Genomic DNA, 17,341 nt, shown 5'->3' with positions numbered 1-17,341 from the left:
ACCGAGAGAAATGATGACAGATCCAAAAGACGATACCTTTAACAGCTTTCAAGAAGCGATGCAGGGAGTTCGTCAGATAAAGCAGGATAAAATAAGTCCTGAGCGACAGCGAATCAAGCAAAAACACACCCAAGCGCAGCAGCAAAAGCAACGTCGGGCAAAGATTGACCAAACCAGCTTCTTTTTCTCGGATGAGTACCATCCTCACCTGCCTTCTGAGGGACCAATGCGCTGGCATAGCGATCAGTGCGACCCTTTCGAGCTGAAAAAACTGCGCCGTGGTGACTACCCGCCAGAAATCTTTCTGGACTTGCACGGCCTGACCCAACAGCAAGCCAAGTTGGAAATCGCCGCGCTGTTAGTGGAGTGCCAACAACAGCACTACCAAGTTGCCTCGATTATGCACGGCCATGGGCAACGGATACTGCAATCGGCGGTTCCGCGCTGGCTGGCCCAACATCCCGAGGTGTTGGCCTTTCATCAAGCGCCGAAGGAGCACGGCGGCAACAGCGCCTTGCTGGTATTGCTGCCGTTAAAGGAATAGCATTGCTGTTTAGCTCCCAGGGGAGCCAGTAAGAGCAAAGCGGCCTAGGCCGCTTTGTCGTCGTTGAACTTATCGATTTGCTGGTTCACTTCCGCAACCGTTGAACGGTGTTTCTCGGTGGTGTGATTAGGTAGGTTGAATAACTTGCCGTTGTCGAACTGGTACGCCCCACGGCCCTTGATGTAGATACGTCCTTTGAAAAAAGCCTTCACATAGCGGGCTATTCGTCGCGGCGAATAGCGGGAAAATATTTTCATTATTGCGCCTGATTCTTCTAATAGTGCGGATTAATTTATCAGCGAAAGTGCCGCCCTCCTAAGCAAAGCTCACCCGTGGTGTTATTTCCGTCTTAGAGATCGCACTTCTATGATTTTATCTGACCCGCGGGGAACTCGATAAGTTTCACCGCACTTCACGGGTGCTTAATTTTTAAGCATATAAGGATGAGTGACCGCCACCAAGGTCGGCTCTTCGTTGAGATCGACTTGCGCGATAGCGGCGGTGCTAAACAGCGGAGAGCCTGCGCCGGGGCACAGCGCTTCTACCAGATAGCCAACCAGCGGCAAGTGCGACACCACGATGATATTGGCGTTGGTATGCTCGCGCGCCAGCTCTTCAATCAAACCGGCCACCGACACCTCGTCGCCAGAGGGGATCAGCTCTTCCATGGGAATGACCTGCTTACAGGCTGGCAGAATATCCTTCAACACCTGCCAAGTCTGCTGCGCACGCATATAGGGGCTCACCAGGGCATAATCAAGAGTGTCAATCTGCTTGGCTAGCTGAAGGCCCATGTTTGCCACGTCTTGTCGGCCCTGCTCTGTCAACTCGCGCTTTGCATCACTACTGGCGTACATTTCCGCTTCGCCATGACGCATGATAAATACTTGCATATCGCTGCACCTAACTAAATCTGCCTACTATCATCATAGCCCGAACGGCAAATGTAAATAACAACGGTCAATTGTTGTTAACATTGCAATCAACTGCCACCATGATTAGACCAAAGTCGGGGGTTTCTAGTTCGCGTTTTTCATCGATCTTGCTGAAATAAGTGAAAAAATCTGTCGCGATTAGATTGCAAGAAGCGAGTGGCCGACTGATAATCATTTGATTGCGCAAATTGCGGAGGGAACCTTGCGACTCAGCCCGAATGATCACAAACAGTATCTTCATTTACACTTGGATAACCAGATCAAAGTGTTGCTGGTCCATGATCCCGAAGCGCAAAATTCCGCCGCCGCCTTAGCGGTTAACGTTGGCCATTTTGATGATCCCGCTGAGCGCGAAGGCCTCGCGCATTTTCTCGAACATATGTTGTTTCTTGGGACCGAGCACTTCCCCAAGCCGGGCGAATATCAAGAGTTCATCAGCCGCCACGGCGGCAGCAACAATGCCTGGACTGGCACCGAACATACCAACTACTTTTTCGATATCGACACACCGTTCTACGAGCAGGCACTGGCGCGCTTTAGCGCGTTTTTCATCTGCCCCACCTTCGATGCCGAACTGGTCGACCGCGAGCGCCAAGCGGTTGATTCCGAATATCGACTCAAACTAAACGACGAAGCGCGTCGCAACTACCAAGTACATAAAGAGACGGTCAACCCCGCCCACCCCTTCTCCAAATTCTCGGTGGGCAGCCTGGATACCCTCTCAGATACGCCAGACAGCCAAGTGCGCGATGACCTGTTAGCCTTCTATCAGCAGCACTACTCCGCCAACTTGATGAGCCTGGTGTTAATCAGTGACCTACCGCTGTCTGAACTCGAACGGCTCGCGTTGCAGTTCTTTGCCGTGATCCCCAACCATGATTTCACCAAGCGCGAGTTGCCTCCCCTGTATCTCGAGGAGCACCAAAGCGTTGGCATCTGTATCGAACCGCAAAAAGAGTTGCGTAAACTCACCCTAAGCTTTGCCTTCGATAACATGATGCCGCTGTATCGCTGTAAGCCACTGACCTACTTGTCTAATTTGATTGGCTATGAAGGGCATGGCAGTTTGATCGCCAAGCTGCGTCATGCCGGTCTCATCAATGCCATGGCTGCAGGCGGTGGTGTGAGCGGCAGTAACTTCAAAGAGTTTTGTGTCAGCTTTAACCTCACTGAAGAAGGCTTGGGCTACATCGACGATGTGATCGAAAGCTGTTTTGCCTACTTCCAGCTCATCGCGAAAGAAGGGATGCAAGACTGGCGCTATCAGGAAAAATCCCAGGTCATGCAGCGCGCCTTCTCATACCAAGAGCAAAGCCGCCCGCTGGATTTAGCCTCCCACCTGGTGATGAACCTGCAGTACTATCCTGAGGAAGATCTGATCTATGGCGATTATGCCATGGAGCAGTTCGACGCGGAGTTAATCAAGGCCTGTCTGGGCAAGCTCACCGTCGACAACATGCGCATGACCTTGGTGGCCAAGGGCATCATGCATGACCAAGTCGCCAAGTGGTATCACACCCCCTACAGTGTGCGCGAGTTCGGTGACGAGCAGCTGGCGCGCTGGCGTAACCCAAAACCGCTGGAAGGCGTAGCGCTGCCGCCTGCCAACCCCTTTATCAGCTTCAACAGCCCGCAACTGGAGAGCGTGGGATCTGCCGCAGCGGTGCCACAGTTGTTGGTCGAAGAAAGCGGCTTTCGGCTGTGGCTGGCCCGTGAGAGCGAGTTTAAGGTGCCCAAGGGGCATCTTTATATCTCTATTGATTCAGCGTTTGCGGTCGCCTCAATTCGCAACATCGCCTGCACCCGTTTGGTGGTGGAACTGCTGCTTGATCACCTCAGCGAGATCACCTATCAAGCAGAGATAGCAGGCATGGGCTATCAGCTCTATGCCCACCAAGGTGGCTTTACCCTGCATCTATCAGGTTTTAGCGACAAACAAGTGACCTTGCTGGAGATGATCCTCTCCAACCGCCGTTTCGGTTATTTCGATGAAAAGCGTTTCGCCGTTATCAAGAAACAACTTCTGCGCCACTGGCGCAACCAGCAACAAGCCAAACCGATCAATCAGCTGTTCAACCAGCTTAGTGCCCTGCTACAGCCGAATAACCCGCCGCCCGCCGAACTACTGGAGGCTTTGGATGATTTGGAGTTAGTGGAGCTACCTACCTTTATCGACCAGCTCTATCAGCATGTGCACCTCGAGGTGTTGGCCTACGGCAACTGGCCGAGCGAGCAAATCGAGCACTTGGCCGATTACATCAAGCAAGAAGGCGCCCCCTATGCCATTCCCACCAACGAGACCCCGCGTCAGTTGGTGAGCATTCAGGGTAAAGGGCCGCTGCTCTATCAGGTGAATTGCCAGCAAAGTGATGCCGCCTTGATGATCTACTACCAAAGTGCCGGCTGCGATGCGAAAGATATCGCCTTATTTACCCTAACCAATCACATCATGAGTTCGCCGTTCTTCCATGAGCTGCGTACCCGTCAGCAATTAGGGTATATCGTCGGTAGTGGTAACCTGCCGCTCAACCGCCACCCCGGTTTGATCTTTTACGTGCAGTCGCCCCATGGCACCCCACAAACCCTGCTCGATGCGATCAATGAGTTCCTCGACGAGTTCCCGGTGCTGACCTTCCAACTGAGCGATCTGCAGTGGCAGCAAAGCAAACAAGGGCTAGTCAGCCAAATCCTGGAGACCGAGAGCAATATGCGCACCCGCGCTAAGCGCTTCTGGACCAGTATCGGCAACAAAGATTATCAGTTTTGCCAACGCGAACGGGTTGCCAAGGAGGTACTGGCGCTCGAGCGTGCCGAGGTGGTCAAATTTATGGTCGAGCTCAAGGGTAAACAGCGCGACAGGCTTATTGTTTACAGCTATGGCCAAGAGGGCGAGCCAACGCCGATCCAGGCCCACCCCCATGAAGCCGGTAAGCATATCGATGAGCGTCAGCAATTCCATCGCTCCAGCGGGCGCTTTATCTACAACTGATCGCGGTCACATTTTAACCAACAAGGTAACCGCGATCGCACATCAATGCTTTATCACCTTTTCCTCAGTACGCAATCAGGTTTGACCAGATAGGTAAGCGCTCGCCGTAAGAATTATAAAATATTCGTGATTTCATAAAGTTACACTCATCTCACGTACATATTTCTGACATCTTACTGACGCATATCTGTCATAACAGCCTTCTATAGTCCGCGCTGCATTTAAACTAAATCCGCAAAGGACACACGAATGAAAAAGTTTGCGTTAACTCTGGCTGCGCTTGCAGTATCTGCAACCACCGCGGCTTCAAGCCTGGACGCTCGCTACCAAGATACCTCAGGCAACCTGACTGCTGATCTGCCAAGCGCGTCGCAACAGGTTGATCCAAACACCCTGATCTTTGCCTACACCCCGGTTGAAGATCCTGCGGTATACGCCGATGTATGGAGCGATTTTCTGGCTCACCTGAGCGAGAAAACCGGTAAAGATGTGCGCTTCTTCCCCGTTCAAAACAACGCCGCGCAAATCGAAGCGATGCGCGCTGGTCGCCTGCACGTTGCTGGGTTCAACACTGGCTCAACCCCACTTGCCGTAAACTGCGCAGGCTTCGTGCCTTTCACCATTATGGCTGCTGAAGACGGCTCATTTGGTTACGAAATGGAAATCATCACCCACCCAAGCAACGGCATCGATGCGGTTGAAGACCTGAAAGGTAAAAAGGTGGCGTTCACCTCGCAAACTTCGAACTCAGGCTTCAAGGCACCTTCTGCGATTCTGGATGCAGAGTTTGGTATGAAGCCAGGCGATGACTTCGACACCGCCTTCTCAGGCGCTCACGACAACTCGATTATCGGTGTAGCTCATCGTGACTACGACGCTGCGGCTATCGCTAACTCAGTCATGGGTCGTATGCTCGACCGTGGTGTGGTTAAGCAAGATGACATCAAAACCATCTACACCTCACAAACCTTCCCGACCACTGCTTACGGCGTGGCACACAACCTAAGCGAAGACCTGCAAAACCAGATCCGTGATGCATTCTTCAGCTTCGACTGGGAAGGCACCAAGCTGCAAGAAGAGTTCACCCGCAACGGTGAAGCGCAGTTCATTCCAATTACTTACCAAGAGCACTGGGAAGTGATTCGCACCATCGATACGGCAAATGGTGTGTCTTACACCTGTAGCTAAGCCGCATTAGCGCGTAATACGCCGCGGCCCCGGTCGCGGCGTTGTTGTTAGTAAATAAACGTCAGCTGGCGCTGACAGGAAAGACCCAATGGCCACTTTGCAACTAAAGAATCTGAGTATGCACTACTCAGCCAAAGACAAAGCACTTACCGACGTAACCATCGACGTTCAAGCAGGCGAAATCGTCGGCTTGATAGGACCGTCTGGTGCCGGTAAATCCACCCTGATCCGCTGTATCAATCGCTTGAATAACCCGACCAATGGGCAGGTGCTATTTAAAGAGCAGGATCTCACCAAACTCGGTGGCCAAAGCCTGCGTAAAGCGCGCAGAAAGATTGCAATGATATTTCAGGAATACGCCCTGATTGAGCGCCTCACCGTAATGGAAAACGTGCTCTCAGGCCGCCTTGGCTATGTACCGTTTTGGCGCAGCCTGCTACGCAAGTACCCTGAGCAAGATATCCAACAAGCCTATGCCCTACTCGACCGGGTTGGCCTGCTCGAGCATGCTGACAAGCGCGTCGATGCGCTTTCCGGGGGCCAGCGTCAACGCGTCGGTATCGCCCGCGCACTGGCACAAGACCCGGAGCTACTGCTAATTGACGAGCCCACCGCTGCGCTCGACCCGCGCACCGCCCGTCAGGTGATGCGCCTTATTAGCGAGATCTGCAGTGAACGTGGTCTCCCTGCCATCATCAACATTCACGATGTAAATCTAGCCAAGATGTTTGTTAAGCGGATCATCGGCCTGCAACAGGGCGTGGTGGTGTTCGATGGCAAGCCCCAGCAACTGGATGACTCGGTGCTTACCCTGATCTACGGCGAAGAAGACTGGAACCAAACCGAGCAGCAAGAGCAAGAGCTCGAGACACTGCGGGAGATTGCGTAATGCAGTCAGCCTCAGATTACCCAACTACCTGGCGTAAACCGCCACTGATTAGCACCCCCAGTATTCGTTACGGCCTGTGGCTGTTGGCTGCGGTGTATCTGTTTTTTGCCTTCGACTCGGTTGAGGTCAACTGGCAACGGGTGTGGGAAGGTGGCGAGCGCGGTTGGCGCTTTGTCCAAGCTTTTCTTAACCCCGATTTCACCAGCCGCTGGAGCAATATTGTCGATGGCATCTATGAAAGTCTGACCATGACCCTGTGCGCCACCGTCGCAGGTGTGATCTTGTCGATCCCTTTCGGCTTGGGCTCGGCGCGTAATTTGGCACCCACGCCGGTGTATCTGTTCTGCCGCAGCTTTATCGCCATCGCTCGAAGCTTTCAAGAGATCATCATCGCGATTCTCTGTGTGGCCTTGTTCGGCTTCGGCGCCTTTGCCGGTTTTGTTACGCTGACCTTCGCCACCATTGGCTTTCTGGCCAAGTTATTTGCCGAAGAGATAGAAGAGATCGACCCGGCATCGCTCACCGCCATGCGTGCTACCGGCGCTAACTGGCTGCAGCAGGTGAACTATGCGGTGCAGCCACAAGTGATGCCTAGGCTGATTGGCCTTAGCTTGTACCGACTTGATATCAACTTCCGCGAATCAGCGGTGATCGGCATCGTTGGTGCTGGCGGTATCGGCGCCACCTTGAACACCGCCATGGACCGCTACGAGTATGACTCGGCCGCCGCGATCCTATTGGTGATTATCCTGCTGGTTATGTTGGCAGAGTTTGCCTCCGGCCAGATCCGTAAACGCATTCACTAGGAGCATCGCCAATGTTGAACATCAACGATTACCCCCAGCAGTGGGAAAAACACAGCCGCACTCAGCGACTGCTGAGCTGGCTAGCATGGCTGAGCTTTGTAGTGCTGTGTGTGTTTTGCTGGCAACAGATGAACCACCAGACACTGTGGTACTTTGTCACCGACGCGCCCAATCAATTCGCCGATATCAGCTCGCGTATGTGGCCTCCCCGTTGGTCATATATGGAGCGCCTCTGGCAACCGCTGTGGGACACCATTAATATCGCCACCCTTGGTACCGCGCTCGGTGTAGTAATGGCTATCCCAGTGGCCTTTTTGGCCGCGCGCAACACCACGCCTAGCCAGCTGCTTGTTCGGCCCATCGCGCTGTTTGTGATTGCTGCCAGCCGCTCGATTAACTCGCTGATTTGGGCGCTACTATTGGTTGCTATCATGGGGCCCGGCCTACTGGCGGGTATCATCGCCATCGCACTTCGCTCGATCGGTTTTGTGGCCAAACTGATGTACGAGGCCATCGAAGAGATTAACACCACTCAGGTGTCGGCCATCACAGCCACTGGCGCAAGCCCTATGCAGATCCTCGATTACGCGGTAGTTCCACAGATTATGCCGACCTTTATCGGCACCACCATCTTCCGCTGGGACATCAACATCCGTGAGTCCACCGTACTGGGTTTGGTGGGCGCTGGCGGCATTGGTTTACGCCTGAATGAGTCTTTGGCAACACTGGCGTGGCCGCAGGTATCGCTGATCTTTATCTCGATTCTGGCAACGGTGGTGTTTTCCGAGTGGGTCTCAGCACGTTGTCGTAAGGCCTTTATCTAACAGACAGCTGGGTCTAAACCTGACAAGCGGTGCCAAATTTGGCACCGCTTTACTTATTCGCCTTGCAGAACGACTTAGCTTATTTATTTCTTTCTTTATTTCTTCACTCTTCTCGCGCCTCCTCCAGCTGGCTCTTCAGTTGGTCCTTTTTAAATTAGTATTGCCTAATATTAATCTGTCGCTATAATCCCTAACATTAGCTTTATCTAATGGACATGCCATGACCTTGAACTCGATTCTTCCTGCCCTGCTAGGCGGAGCCTTGCTCGGCCTCTCCGCCGCAGCCTTGCTGCTGTTTACTGGCCGAATTGCCGGTATCAGCGGCATTGTCGCCAGTCTGTTAAACAAAGGCTCGCTAAGCGGCCCTTGGCAGCTTTGGTTTGCTGGCGGCATGTTGCTAGGGGGCGGCCTGGCGGTGCTGGCTGGCGTTCCATTGCCAACGGTGGCTGTGCCACTACCTGTTGCGGTTATCGCCGGTGTGCTAGTCGGTATTGGCAGCCGGATGGCCAACGGCTGCACCAGCGGCCATGGGATCTGCGGTATCGGCCGGCTATCGCTGCGCTCTATTGTAGCTACCGCAGTGTTTATGCTGTGTGCCGTGATCACCGCCACCCTTATTCACTAGGAGCTTGAGATGAATGCAAAGCTTATAGCCCTGCTATGTGGGGTAGTGTTTGGTCTGGGCATGATGATCTCAGGCATGGTAGATCCCAACAACGTATTGGGTTTTCTCACCCTTTCTGCGAGCTGGAACCCGAGTCTGGCCTTTGTGATGGGTGGTGCACTAGCGGTGTTTATTCCCGCCTACCAATGGCTGATAAAGCCGCGAGTTGACGCATCAAAGACTGCACTTACCGGGCAGCCCCTGCAGCTACCTGCAAATAGGCAAATCGATGGCAAGCTGTTGGCGGGCGCGTCACTATTTGGGATTGGTTGGGGCGTGGCGGGGATCTGTCCCGGTCCTGGGTTGACCATGTTAATCAGTGGGCAGGCACCGGTTTGGGTGTTCTTTGTCAGCATGCTGGCAGCCATGTTCGCTTATCAGCGAGTAATCGAGCCGCTATCTCGCGCAACCAAGCCTAGTGCCTAGCGTTATTTGCTAGGCAAGCTCGCGCTGAGAGTTATCTGAAGCGCTCGACAGCACTACCTGATTGCGCCCGGCATGTTTGGCGCGATAGAGCGCCGCATCGGCCCTGCCGAACACGCTATCCGAGCTATCGGTGGGCGACAGCTCTGCCACGCCAAAACTCAGTGTGATAGACATCTTCATGCCTTGGTGCATAAACACATGCTTGGCAGTCTCAACGCGGATACGTTCAGCCACCTCCAGCGCCGCGGCACTGCCCTTACCAAGCAGCAAGATGGCAAACTCCTCGCCACCAACCCGTGCTAGCAGGTCTTCGTCGCGCAAGATGGGCAGCAAGAACGGGCGCAGTTCACGCAATACGCTGTCGCCAGCTTGGTGGCCATGGCGGTCATTGATCAGCTTGAAATAGTCCACATCGAACAACAACAAGCTACCAGTGGAGGCCTGTCCAAGCTGCATCAGGTTCAAAGCGCTGTTCAATTGATTGAAGAAGTGTCGGCGATTATACAAGCTAGTGAGTTCATCGGTGAGAGACTGTAAGCGCAGTTGCCGTTCATTTTGATATCGGCTCGACACATTGTGTGCCATCCATAGCACTAAACGTTCGCCACTATCACGAAAGCTAAGCGGAAAGACTTTGGCTTCATAGTACTGCATACCGATAGGGCCGATGGATGTGTCTAACAGCTCGATACTTGCCGGGCAAAGAGAGTATTCGACGATCAGCATGCTGCCTTGCTGCAGCACCTTGCCAATCTGCTCGATATACCAAGGATACTGATCCTCCGGCAGTACTTGCGCTACATTCTTGCCTTCTAGCACTCTACCGTCTTGATAACAGTCTTGGTCCACCCCACCAAGCACCGCAACATAGCGCCCGGTTTCGCTAAGCACAAACACCGGATCGGGCAAGCAGGAGAACAATTCTTTAAGTTCACTGGCTGAAAAATTCATATTCGTCCCTGAATTGCTTGCTTCAATGAGCCACGACCCTCAGGCGCACCGATTAACACCACGACAATCCATCTTAGTTATTACTGCTATAAAATCCGCTAATGATAATTAGATCAAATCAACAAATATAGGGCAACCGCGCTATTACTTGCTTATATATTCACCATCTGTTGGTCACTAATTTGTCACTCCTCTCCTCTGAACAACGGCTAAGTTGTTGAACAGCAACCCCTCTCGGGATAGCATTACTGCCCCAACTCCAGCAACTATGACCATGTTTCAGACAATCGAACAGCTCAAACAACAGGCAACAAATGCTGATTTGGTGGCGGTGTTCAACCATTTCGATGTCGAAGCAGACCGCAGCTTTATCGAAACCCATCGTGTTGAGCTACGTAAACGCTTTATGGGCAACCTGCTTATAACAAACGCAGAGGACTGGTTTGACTTTCGCCGCGCCCTGAAGAACGCCTATTGCCGGGTACAACGCAGCCAACGTCCTGCCGGCCACCGGGGCGCTTGCCGCGGCTGTAGCAGCTGCGAACGCCGCTAAATTGACGAGTTGCTTAGCAAAACCAGTGAATTACCCTGAAACAAGTTTCATTCGTAAACGGCGCATTGGTCACTGTCCCTGAGCTAACTTGTTTGGCATCATAATCGCGTTATTCATCATACGGTTGCCCTTGCATGAGCACACATATTCACGCTGGTTTCCAGTTCAGCGCTCTCTCTCCGGCGTCTAACCTCTTGGGCGAAGGCCCAGTTTGGCTCCCATCAGAACAGGCTATTTACTGGGTAGACATCATCGGAAAAACCCTCAACTACTACCAACCATCTAGCCAACGTTGTCAAAGCTGGCCACAGCCGAATATGCTCAGCGCAGTACTGCCTTGTGAGCCGGCGGGTCAACTGGTTGGTTTCTATGAAGATGGGGTCTACCTCATTCGGGACGGGCAACGCGACGCCGAACCACTGCTTGAGTTGCTCAGCGACAACCCCGACATGCGTTGCAACGATGCCTGGGTAGCACCTACCGGCGATATCTGGTTTGGCACCATGGATAAGGAATGTGCACGTGAGAGCGGTAACTTCTACCGACTAACGCCAAAACTCGAGCTTCAGGCCATGCCGGGCAGTTATGTCGTGACCAATGGCCCCACCTTTGACGGCGACAATGCCTTCTTTGTCGACACCGAGCAGCGGCAGATTCTGAAAGGCCAGCTGGATGCCCAAGGCCACGTCGTGCAACTGAATCAATGGGTGGAGTTTAGTGAAGAGCAAGGACACCCCGATGGTATCGCCATTGATGCCGAGCACCATCTTTGGGTGGGCCACTGGGGCGGTGCACGACTCTCCCGTTACCGTCCGGATGGTAGCTTAGAGCGTGAGATCCCGATTCCGGCGTTGAATGTCACCAAATGTGCCTTTGGCGGTAGCAAACTCGACACACTGTTTATTACCACTGCACGCAACGGCATGAGCGAGCAACAGCTTGCAGAATATCCATTGAGTGGCAGCCTGCTTGCCCTAAAACTTGATGGGATTCGAGGTGTTGCCTGCCCCGCCTTCTCACTAGCTGAGAAGGTATTCCGCTAAGCCTTTACTTTACACAAGGGCATAAACAAAACGACTGGCTGTCTAGCCCAGCCACTGTTTTAGCCCGAAAAATAGCAACATACTCAGCACGGTGGTCAACAGCACATTCTTGGTGGCCTTGGCCAACACAATGGCCACCAGCGCCGCCATAAGATAAGGATTGCTCAATTTGAGGTTAAGCTCGCCCTCAGGAATAAACACCAGCGGCACCCATAGCGCGGTCAGTACTGCCGCGCTCGAATAAGCCAATATCCCGCGGGCATGGCGATTGAGCTTAAGCGGCAGCTTAGGCTCGAGGAACAAGTAGCGGCTGGTAAACACCACCAGCGTCATCAAGATAATGGCTAACCAAATCATCAGCGTCCCCTCCCAGCTTGCTGTGCTTTCTCTAACAAGTACGCGGACACCATCGCCAGTAAGCTGGCGAAAATCAGCCCACCGCTTAGCTCGATTAACTCAAACACCAGCGAGGCAACGCCTGCAATCAGCACCGCGGCGAGCACCGGCAGTGATTTTACCTGCGGGATCACCAAGGCAATAAAGGTGGCGGCCACCGCAAAATCGAGACCCAGTTCCTGCAGATTGGGGAGCTGCGCACCAGCCACGATCCCTACAAGGCTAGCGGCGTTCCAACATAGATAGAACCAGAGCCCGGCACCGAGCGCGTACCAGCGGTTAAACTGCTCAGGCTTTTGCTTGCCGCACAGGGCAAACAGTTCATCGGTCAACAAAAAGCCCAACAGCACTCGCCAGCGCAGCGGCTGCTTGCTGATATGTGGGCGCATCGCCAAGCTGTAAAGCAGGTGGCGCGAGGTAACAAACAGTGTGGTGAGCAACATGGTCGACAGGCTAGCGCCAGCCTTAAACAAGCCACAAGCCACCAGCTGGGTGGAGCCTGCAAACACGATGGCTGACATCGCTTGGCTTTGAAACACATCCAGGCCACTTTCCAGGGCAAACGATCCGGCGAGCAGGCCCCAGGGAAGCACCGCAATCGACAGCGGGGTAACGGCGAGCGCCCCTTTTAGCAGCTCTCGCCAACGCGAAGCACCGAGGTCATTCTGACTATCTAAATCCATATCCAACGAAACTTGTCCTTGTTCAATCAAAACAGCTAGTAGAGAGCCCTACACTAACGCCTTTATATAGTGCCCATCACGCAACGCCAAAGTGTTTTTTAAACTAGCGAAAATATTTCGAAACTTTGATACCTTGATGCAGTTCACTATTTACTGAATTTCACAATATCGCGCTAGCTGCGGTCTATTAACTGATGTAATGTCCCAGCGTTCTTTTTTCAAGGGGTGTAATCATGCGTGTTCTGCTTGGCTTAGCAGCACTGCTGGCTGTAGTCGCCTCCTGGCTACTTACTGGCAAAGAGTCGGACGAACCGGTCCATCACAATCTATCAATCAGTGTCGAAGTCACCGACGTCACTGAGCAACAGTTGCAGCAGCGCTTGCACATTCTCGGCACCGTTTATGCCGAACGATCCGTTACAATTCAATCAGATGTCGATGGCCGATTGCAACAAGTCGCGGTCAAATCCGGTGAGCAAGTGGCCGAAGGGCAACTGCTGTTCCAACTCGATAACCGCCAGCAAAACGCCATTGTCGAGCGCGAGCGAGCGCGTTTAGCCGACGTCGAACGCCGCTACCGCAATATGCAAAGCCTGCTCCCCCGGGGTGCGGTTACCCAAACCGAGGTGGAAGCCATCGAATCGGAGCTGGCCATGCAGCAAGCCGAACTGAACCTGGCTCAAGCCAACTTGGAAGACCGGGCGATCCGCGCCCCCTTCGAAGGCCGCTTGGGCTTAATCGACCTTAGCCCCGGCCAGTTGATCTCGCGCGAACAAGCGCTCACCACACTCGATGATGCCAGCACCTTGCGCCTGAACGCCCCTATCCCGACCCGCTACCTCAGTCAGGTGGTACCGGACAAGCAGGCCACTTTAAGTGATGCCAGCCGCCCAGACCTGAGTATCATTGCCGATCTGGTCGCCATCGATACCCGAGTGCGCGATGACAGCCTGAGCATGCACCTGATGTTTGAGCTGGACAATCAGCAGCAACAACTGCCTCCGGGCAGTTTGGTTAGCGGAGAGCTAAAACTGCACTCTATGCCCAGTGTGGTGATCCCACTACAGAGCATCGTGTACGAAGGCCACAAGCGCTACGTATACCGCCTCAATGGCGAAAACGTAGAAAAGGTTGAGGTGGAGCTGGGACAACGCAGTGCCAACCAAGTGGAAGTGATTCACGGCCTTAGCCAAGGCGAGCAAATCGTTATCAAAGGCATGGTTAAGCTTCACGACGGCGCAGAGGTTGAAGTCATCCGCTCATGAGAATCTCCGATATTGCGATGTACCGCCCGGTTAGTGCGGTGGTACTCAGTTTGCTATTAATTTTGTTTGGTGTGGTTGGCTACAGCATGTTGCCAGTGCGCGAGATGCCAGATATCGACAACCCGGTGATCTCCATCGGTACGCCCTATCGTGGTAGCGCGTCGTCCATTGTTGAATCGCAGATCACCAAGCCTATCGAAGACCAGCTCTCTGGCATCGATGGTATCGACTATATCTGGTCTTCTTCGTGGGATGGCTGGTCAGGCATCACCATTACCTTCAAGCAAGGCCACGACATGTTGCAGGCGATCAGTGATGTACGCGATGCCGTTGGCCGAGCCCGCAACCGCCTGCCCGACGACATCGATGAACCTGTGGTGCGTAAAAACGATGACCAAGCAGGCCCGATCCTTTGGCTAAAACTCACTGCACAACTGCAAGACCGCGTCGAGCTCAGTGACTACACCCAGCGGGTATTGGTCGAGCGGCTAAGCATGCTGCCCGGTGTTAGCTCGGTGAATACCTCAGGTCTGGTTGAGCGAGTCATGTATATCGAGCTCGACCCGGTAGCCATGGCTGGCCGCGGCCTCACCACCCAAGACGTCATTCAAGCCCTTGGCCGTGAGAACCTCGAGCTACCCGCCGGTTACGTGCGTAACGACAGCCTCAATGTGGTGGTGCGCATGGAGCGTCTCTACCAAGGTGAGCAAGACTTTAAGCACCTGAAAGTGGCCGAGTACAACGACGATATCGTGCTGTTGGGCGACATCGCCGATATCTATATTGGCGCGAAAAAAGACACCACCACCTTTAAAAGTAACGGTGTAGATAACATGGGGCTAGGCATCGTGCCCATGTCGCAGGCCAATCCCTTGGATGTGGTCGATGCCGTGACCAACGAGCTGGAATACCTGCGCCGCTTTCTACCCGAAGGCGCCTCTCTAGAGGTGGACTATGACAGCACCGTGTTTATTCGCACCGCTATCTTCGAGGTCTACCAAACCCTGTTTATCTGTGCGGTGTTGGTGATTGCGGTACTTTATCTGTTCCTTGGCCGACTTAGCGCCACCATTATTCCTGCCGTGGCGGTGCCAATCTCACTGATTGCCGCTTTTTCGGTAGCCTACCTGCTTGGCTACTCGATTAACCTAATCACGCTGATGGCGCTGGTGTTGGCGATTGGCCTGGTGGTCGACGACGCGATTGTGGTGGTGGAGAACATTATCCGCCACCGGCAACTGGGCGAGAACGCCTTGGTCGCCGCGTTCAAGGGCACTAAAGAGCTTAACTTCGCGGTAATTGCCACCACCGCGGTGCTGGTGATGGTGTTCCTGCCGCTGCTGTTCCTGCAGGGCAAGATCGGCGATATGTTTGCTGAGTTTGCGGTGCTGCTATCTGCCTCGGTGGTGTTCTCCTCCATCGTCGCGCTGACCCTCACGCCGGTAATGGCCGGCAAGATCTTCGAGAAAGAGATCGGCCGCCCAGCCTTGGTATGCCGCTGGGTCGACCAAGCGATGATCGCCCTGCGCCGCCACTACCGCAAGGTGCTAACTAAACAGCTACAGTACAAATGGCTAGCTCCCCTGCTACTTACCTTGTGTTTTGCAGGCCTCTACTACAGCTATGGCCAACAGCGCTCGGAGTTCTCCCCCCGGGAAGACCGCTCGGTGGTGAACGTCTATATTGGTGGTCTGGAGGCCACCAGTTACGACCGGATGCTGATCAGCATGCAAGCCATCGAAGACCGTCTACTTCCCTTGCTCGATGGCCCAGTGCAATCACTAAATTGGTCAGCACCCGCTTTTGGCTCCTGGGCCGATCACCAAGGCTTTGTGATTCTGGTACTCAAGGACTGGAACGAGCGCGAAGAGAACGCCGCTGATGTGGTCGAGATGGTGCGCGAGCTCACCCGCGATGTCACCGACGTACAGATCCACCCCTATCAGCCCGGTTTTGGTGGCGGTATGGGTGAGCCAGTACAGTTTGTTTTGCAAGGTGACGACTACGACGACATCTACGTCTATGCCAAGCAACTGGAAGAGCTGGCTCGCCAAAGCGAGTACATGATCGACCCCAAACTCGACTACAACCCGAGTACCCCCGAGATGCTGGTCCATGTGAACCGCTCGGTGGCTCAGCAGCTTAACGTCAGCATGGATGCCATCGGCAACACGCTGGAGGTGCTATTAGGCGGCCATACTCAAACCCGCTTTAGTGAGCGCGGAGAAGAGTATGATGTATTCCTGCGCGCCGACGAAGAGCACTTCCAATCGCCTTCGGATTTTGCCAAGGTCTACGTACGCTCTGAAAATGGTGCGCTAGTTTCCCTTTCTAACCTGATAGAGATTGAAGAGGTAGCCTCAGCACGCGGCTTGTTCCACTATCAGCGTAAAAAGTCTATCAATCTCAAGGCAAACCTCGCCGAGGGCGCTACCTTGGGCCAGGCCCTAGAGTTTTTGAATGAACAGGCCGCCGAGATCCTCCCTACTGGCTATACCTACGCCTATGCCGGCGAGTCGAAAGACTACTACGACAACCAGCGCGAAATCGGCCTGCTGTTCTTGATGTCGCTATTGGTGTGTTATCTGGTATTAGCCGCGCAGTTCGAGAGCTTTGTCAGCCCCTCGATTGTCATGCTTACCGTGCCGCTTGCCCTATTAGGCGGTCTAGTTGGCCTACTTATCAGCGACGAGAGCTTTAACATCTACAGCCAGCTTGGCATGTTGATGTTAATTGGCATGGCGACTAAAAACGGCATTTTGATCGTAGAATTTGCCAATCAATTGCGCGATCAAGGCCAAGATACCCTCAACGCCATCGTCAATGCTGCCGAGCAACGTTTACGGCCGATTCTAATGACTGCACTCACCACCCTGCTGGGATCGGTACCAATGCTGCTAGCCAGCGGTGCAGGCTCGGAGACTCGCTTTGCGGTTGGGGTGGTGATCTTCAGCGGCATGGCCTTAGCGACCTTGGTAACTTTGTTTGTGATTCCAGGACTTTACGCGCTAATTGGCGGGCTAAGCTCGTCACCGGAGGCGCGCGAGAAGCTGCTTAAAGAACAGCTCGGTCACTAGTTAACGCTCTAACACTGCACAAATCAAAGGCCACATCTGTGGCCTTTGATATTACGTCCAGTTACGCCGATACTTGTTTGAACGTAAGCTGCGTTTCAACTCGCACCT

Annotated in this window: 17 protein-coding genes; 12 read left to right on the top strand and 5 right to left on the bottom strand. The window is 53.6% G+C overall.

The genetic code is table 11. The features are described from left to right. Positions 1-13 precede the first annotated feature (13 nt). On the top strand, positions 14-544 hold the full coding sequence (gene smrB, locus G461_RS0107555) for an endonuclease SmrB (protein WP_026971390.1): 531 nt from the start codon (positions 14-16) through the stop codon (positions 542-544). Between the two features lie 44 nt (positions 545-588). Here smrB and G461_RS0107550 read toward each other — a convergent pair whose 3' ends face one another. Together G461_RS0107550 and sixA are read right to left on the bottom strand one after the other, a co-directional pair. Next, complete coding sequence (locus G461_RS0107550) at positions 589-801, bottom strand: DUF1107 domain-containing protein (protein WP_026960235.1); 213 nt, start codon at positions 799-801, stop codon at positions 589-591. Between the two features lie 165 nt (positions 802-966). After that, positions 967-1,437, bottom strand: a complete 471-nt coding sequence (gene sixA / locus G461_RS0107545) for a phosphohistidine phosphatase SixA (protein ID WP_026971389.1) — start codon at positions 1,435-1,437, stop codon at positions 967-969. A 244-nt stretch (positions 1,438-1,681) separates the two neighbouring features. Here sixA and G461_RS0107535 point away from each other — a divergent pair, with 244 nt between their 5' ends. The 7 genes from G461_RS0107535 (at position 1,682) to G461_RS0107505 (ending at position 9,265) form a co-directional block, all read left to right on the top strand. Beyond that, entirely contained in the window at positions 1,682-4,468 is a 2,787-nt protein-coding gene (locus tag G461_RS0107535) for an insulinase family protein (RefSeq protein ID WP_026971388.1), read from the top strand. Between the two features lie 249 nt (positions 4,469-4,717). Then, positions 4,718-5,656 (top strand): phosphate/phosphite/phosphonate ABC transporter substrate-binding protein, encoded by a 939-nt coding sequence (gene phnD / locus G461_RS0107530; protein ID WP_026971387.1) that lies wholly within the window; start codon positions 4,718-4,720, stop codon positions 5,654-5,656. An 88-nt stretch (positions 5,657-5,744) separates the two neighbouring features. Continuing rightward, entirely contained in the window at positions 5,745-6,545 is an 801-nt protein-coding gene (gene phnC, locus G461_RS0107525) for a phosphonate ABC transporter ATP-binding protein (protein WP_026971386.1), read from the top strand. Beyond that, a complete protein-coding gene (gene phnE, locus G461_RS0107520; RefSeq protein WP_026971385.1) occupies positions 6,545-7,351 on the top strand; it encodes a phosphonate ABC transporter, permease protein PhnE in 807 nt (268 codons plus the stop codon). The genes phnC and phnE (G461_RS0107520) overlap by 1 nt, the downstream gene beginning before the upstream one ends. Before the next feature lie 11 nt (positions 7,352-7,362). Then, complete coding sequence (gene phnE / locus G461_RS0107515; protein WP_026971384.1) at positions 7,363-8,175, top strand: phosphonate ABC transporter, permease protein PhnE; 813 nt, start codon at positions 7,363-7,365, stop codon at positions 8,173-8,175. Positions 8,176-8,395: 220 nt separating this feature from the next. Next, on the top strand, positions 8,396-8,800 hold the full coding sequence (locus tag G461_RS0107510; protein WP_026971383.1) for a YeeE/YedE family protein: 405 nt from the start codon (positions 8,396-8,398) through the stop codon (positions 8,798-8,800). A 9-nt stretch (positions 8,801-8,809) separates the two neighbouring features. Continuing rightward, a complete protein-coding gene (locus G461_RS0107505) occupies positions 8,810-9,265 on the top strand; it encodes a DUF6691 family protein (protein WP_026971382.1) in 456 nt (151 codons plus the stop codon). A 9-nt stretch (positions 9,266-9,274) separates the two neighbouring features. Here G461_RS0107505 and G461_RS0107500 read toward each other — a convergent pair whose 3' ends face one another. Next, entirely contained in the window at positions 9,275-10,216 is a 942-nt protein-coding gene (locus G461_RS0107500) for a sensor domain-containing diguanylate cyclase (RefSeq protein ID WP_026971381.1), read from the bottom strand. Between the two features lie 274 nt (positions 10,217-10,490). Here G461_RS0107500 and G461_RS0107495 point away from each other — a divergent pair, with 274 nt between their 5' ends. Both G461_RS0107495 and G461_RS0107490 read left to right on the top strand, forming a co-directional pair. Further along, the gene (locus G461_RS0107495) at positions 10,491-10,769 is read left to right on the top strand and encodes a hypothetical protein (RefSeq protein WP_035479704.1); all 279 of its coding nucleotides are present in this window, start codon (positions 10,491-10,493) and stop codon (positions 10,767-10,769) included. Between the two features lie 134 nt (positions 10,770-10,903). Beyond that, positions 10,904-11,812, top strand: a complete 909-nt coding sequence (locus G461_RS0107490) for an SMP-30/gluconolactonase/LRE family protein (RefSeq protein WP_026971379.1) — start codon at positions 10,904-10,906, stop codon at positions 11,810-11,812. A 42-nt stretch (positions 11,813-11,854) separates the two neighbouring features. Here G461_RS0107490 and G461_RS0107485 read toward each other — a convergent pair whose 3' ends face one another. Both G461_RS0107485 and G461_RS23635 read right to left on the bottom strand, forming a co-directional pair. Continuing rightward, the gene (locus G461_RS0107485) at positions 11,855-12,169 is read right to left on the bottom strand and encodes an AzlD domain-containing protein (protein WP_026971378.1); all 315 of its coding nucleotides are present in this window, start codon (positions 12,167-12,169) and stop codon (positions 11,855-11,857) included. Further along, positions 12,169-12,891, bottom strand: a complete 723-nt coding sequence (locus G461_RS23635) for an AzlC family ABC transporter permease (RefSeq protein ID WP_035479700.1) — start codon at positions 12,889-12,891, stop codon at positions 12,169-12,171. Before G461_RS23635 ends, G461_RS0107485 begins: the two co-directional genes overlap by 1 nt. 233 nt (positions 12,892-13,124) lie before the next feature. Here G461_RS23635 and G461_RS0107475 point away from each other — a divergent pair, with 233 nt between their 5' ends. Both G461_RS0107475 and G461_RS0107470 read left to right on the top strand, forming a co-directional pair. Then, a complete protein-coding gene (locus G461_RS0107475) occupies positions 13,125-14,156 on the top strand; it encodes an efflux RND transporter periplasmic adaptor subunit (protein ID WP_026971377.1) in 1,032 nt (343 codons plus the stop codon). Next, the gene (locus tag G461_RS0107470) at positions 14,153-17,233 is read left to right on the top strand and encodes an efflux RND transporter permease subunit (protein WP_026971376.1); all 3,081 of its coding nucleotides are present in this window, start codon (positions 14,153-14,155) and stop codon (positions 17,231-17,233) included. Before G461_RS0107475 ends, G461_RS0107470 begins: the two co-directional genes overlap by 4 nt. Positions 17,234-17,341: the final 108 nt, after the last annotated feature.

Source organism: Aliagarivorans marinus DSM 23064 (genome assembly GCF_000429485.1).
GTDB lineage: Bacteria > Pseudomonadota > Gammaproteobacteria > Enterobacterales > Celerinatantimonadaceae > Aliagarivorans > Aliagarivorans marinus.
Note: the sequence above shows the minus strand (reverse complement) of the source record. Positions and strands in the feature narration are given on the sequence as shown.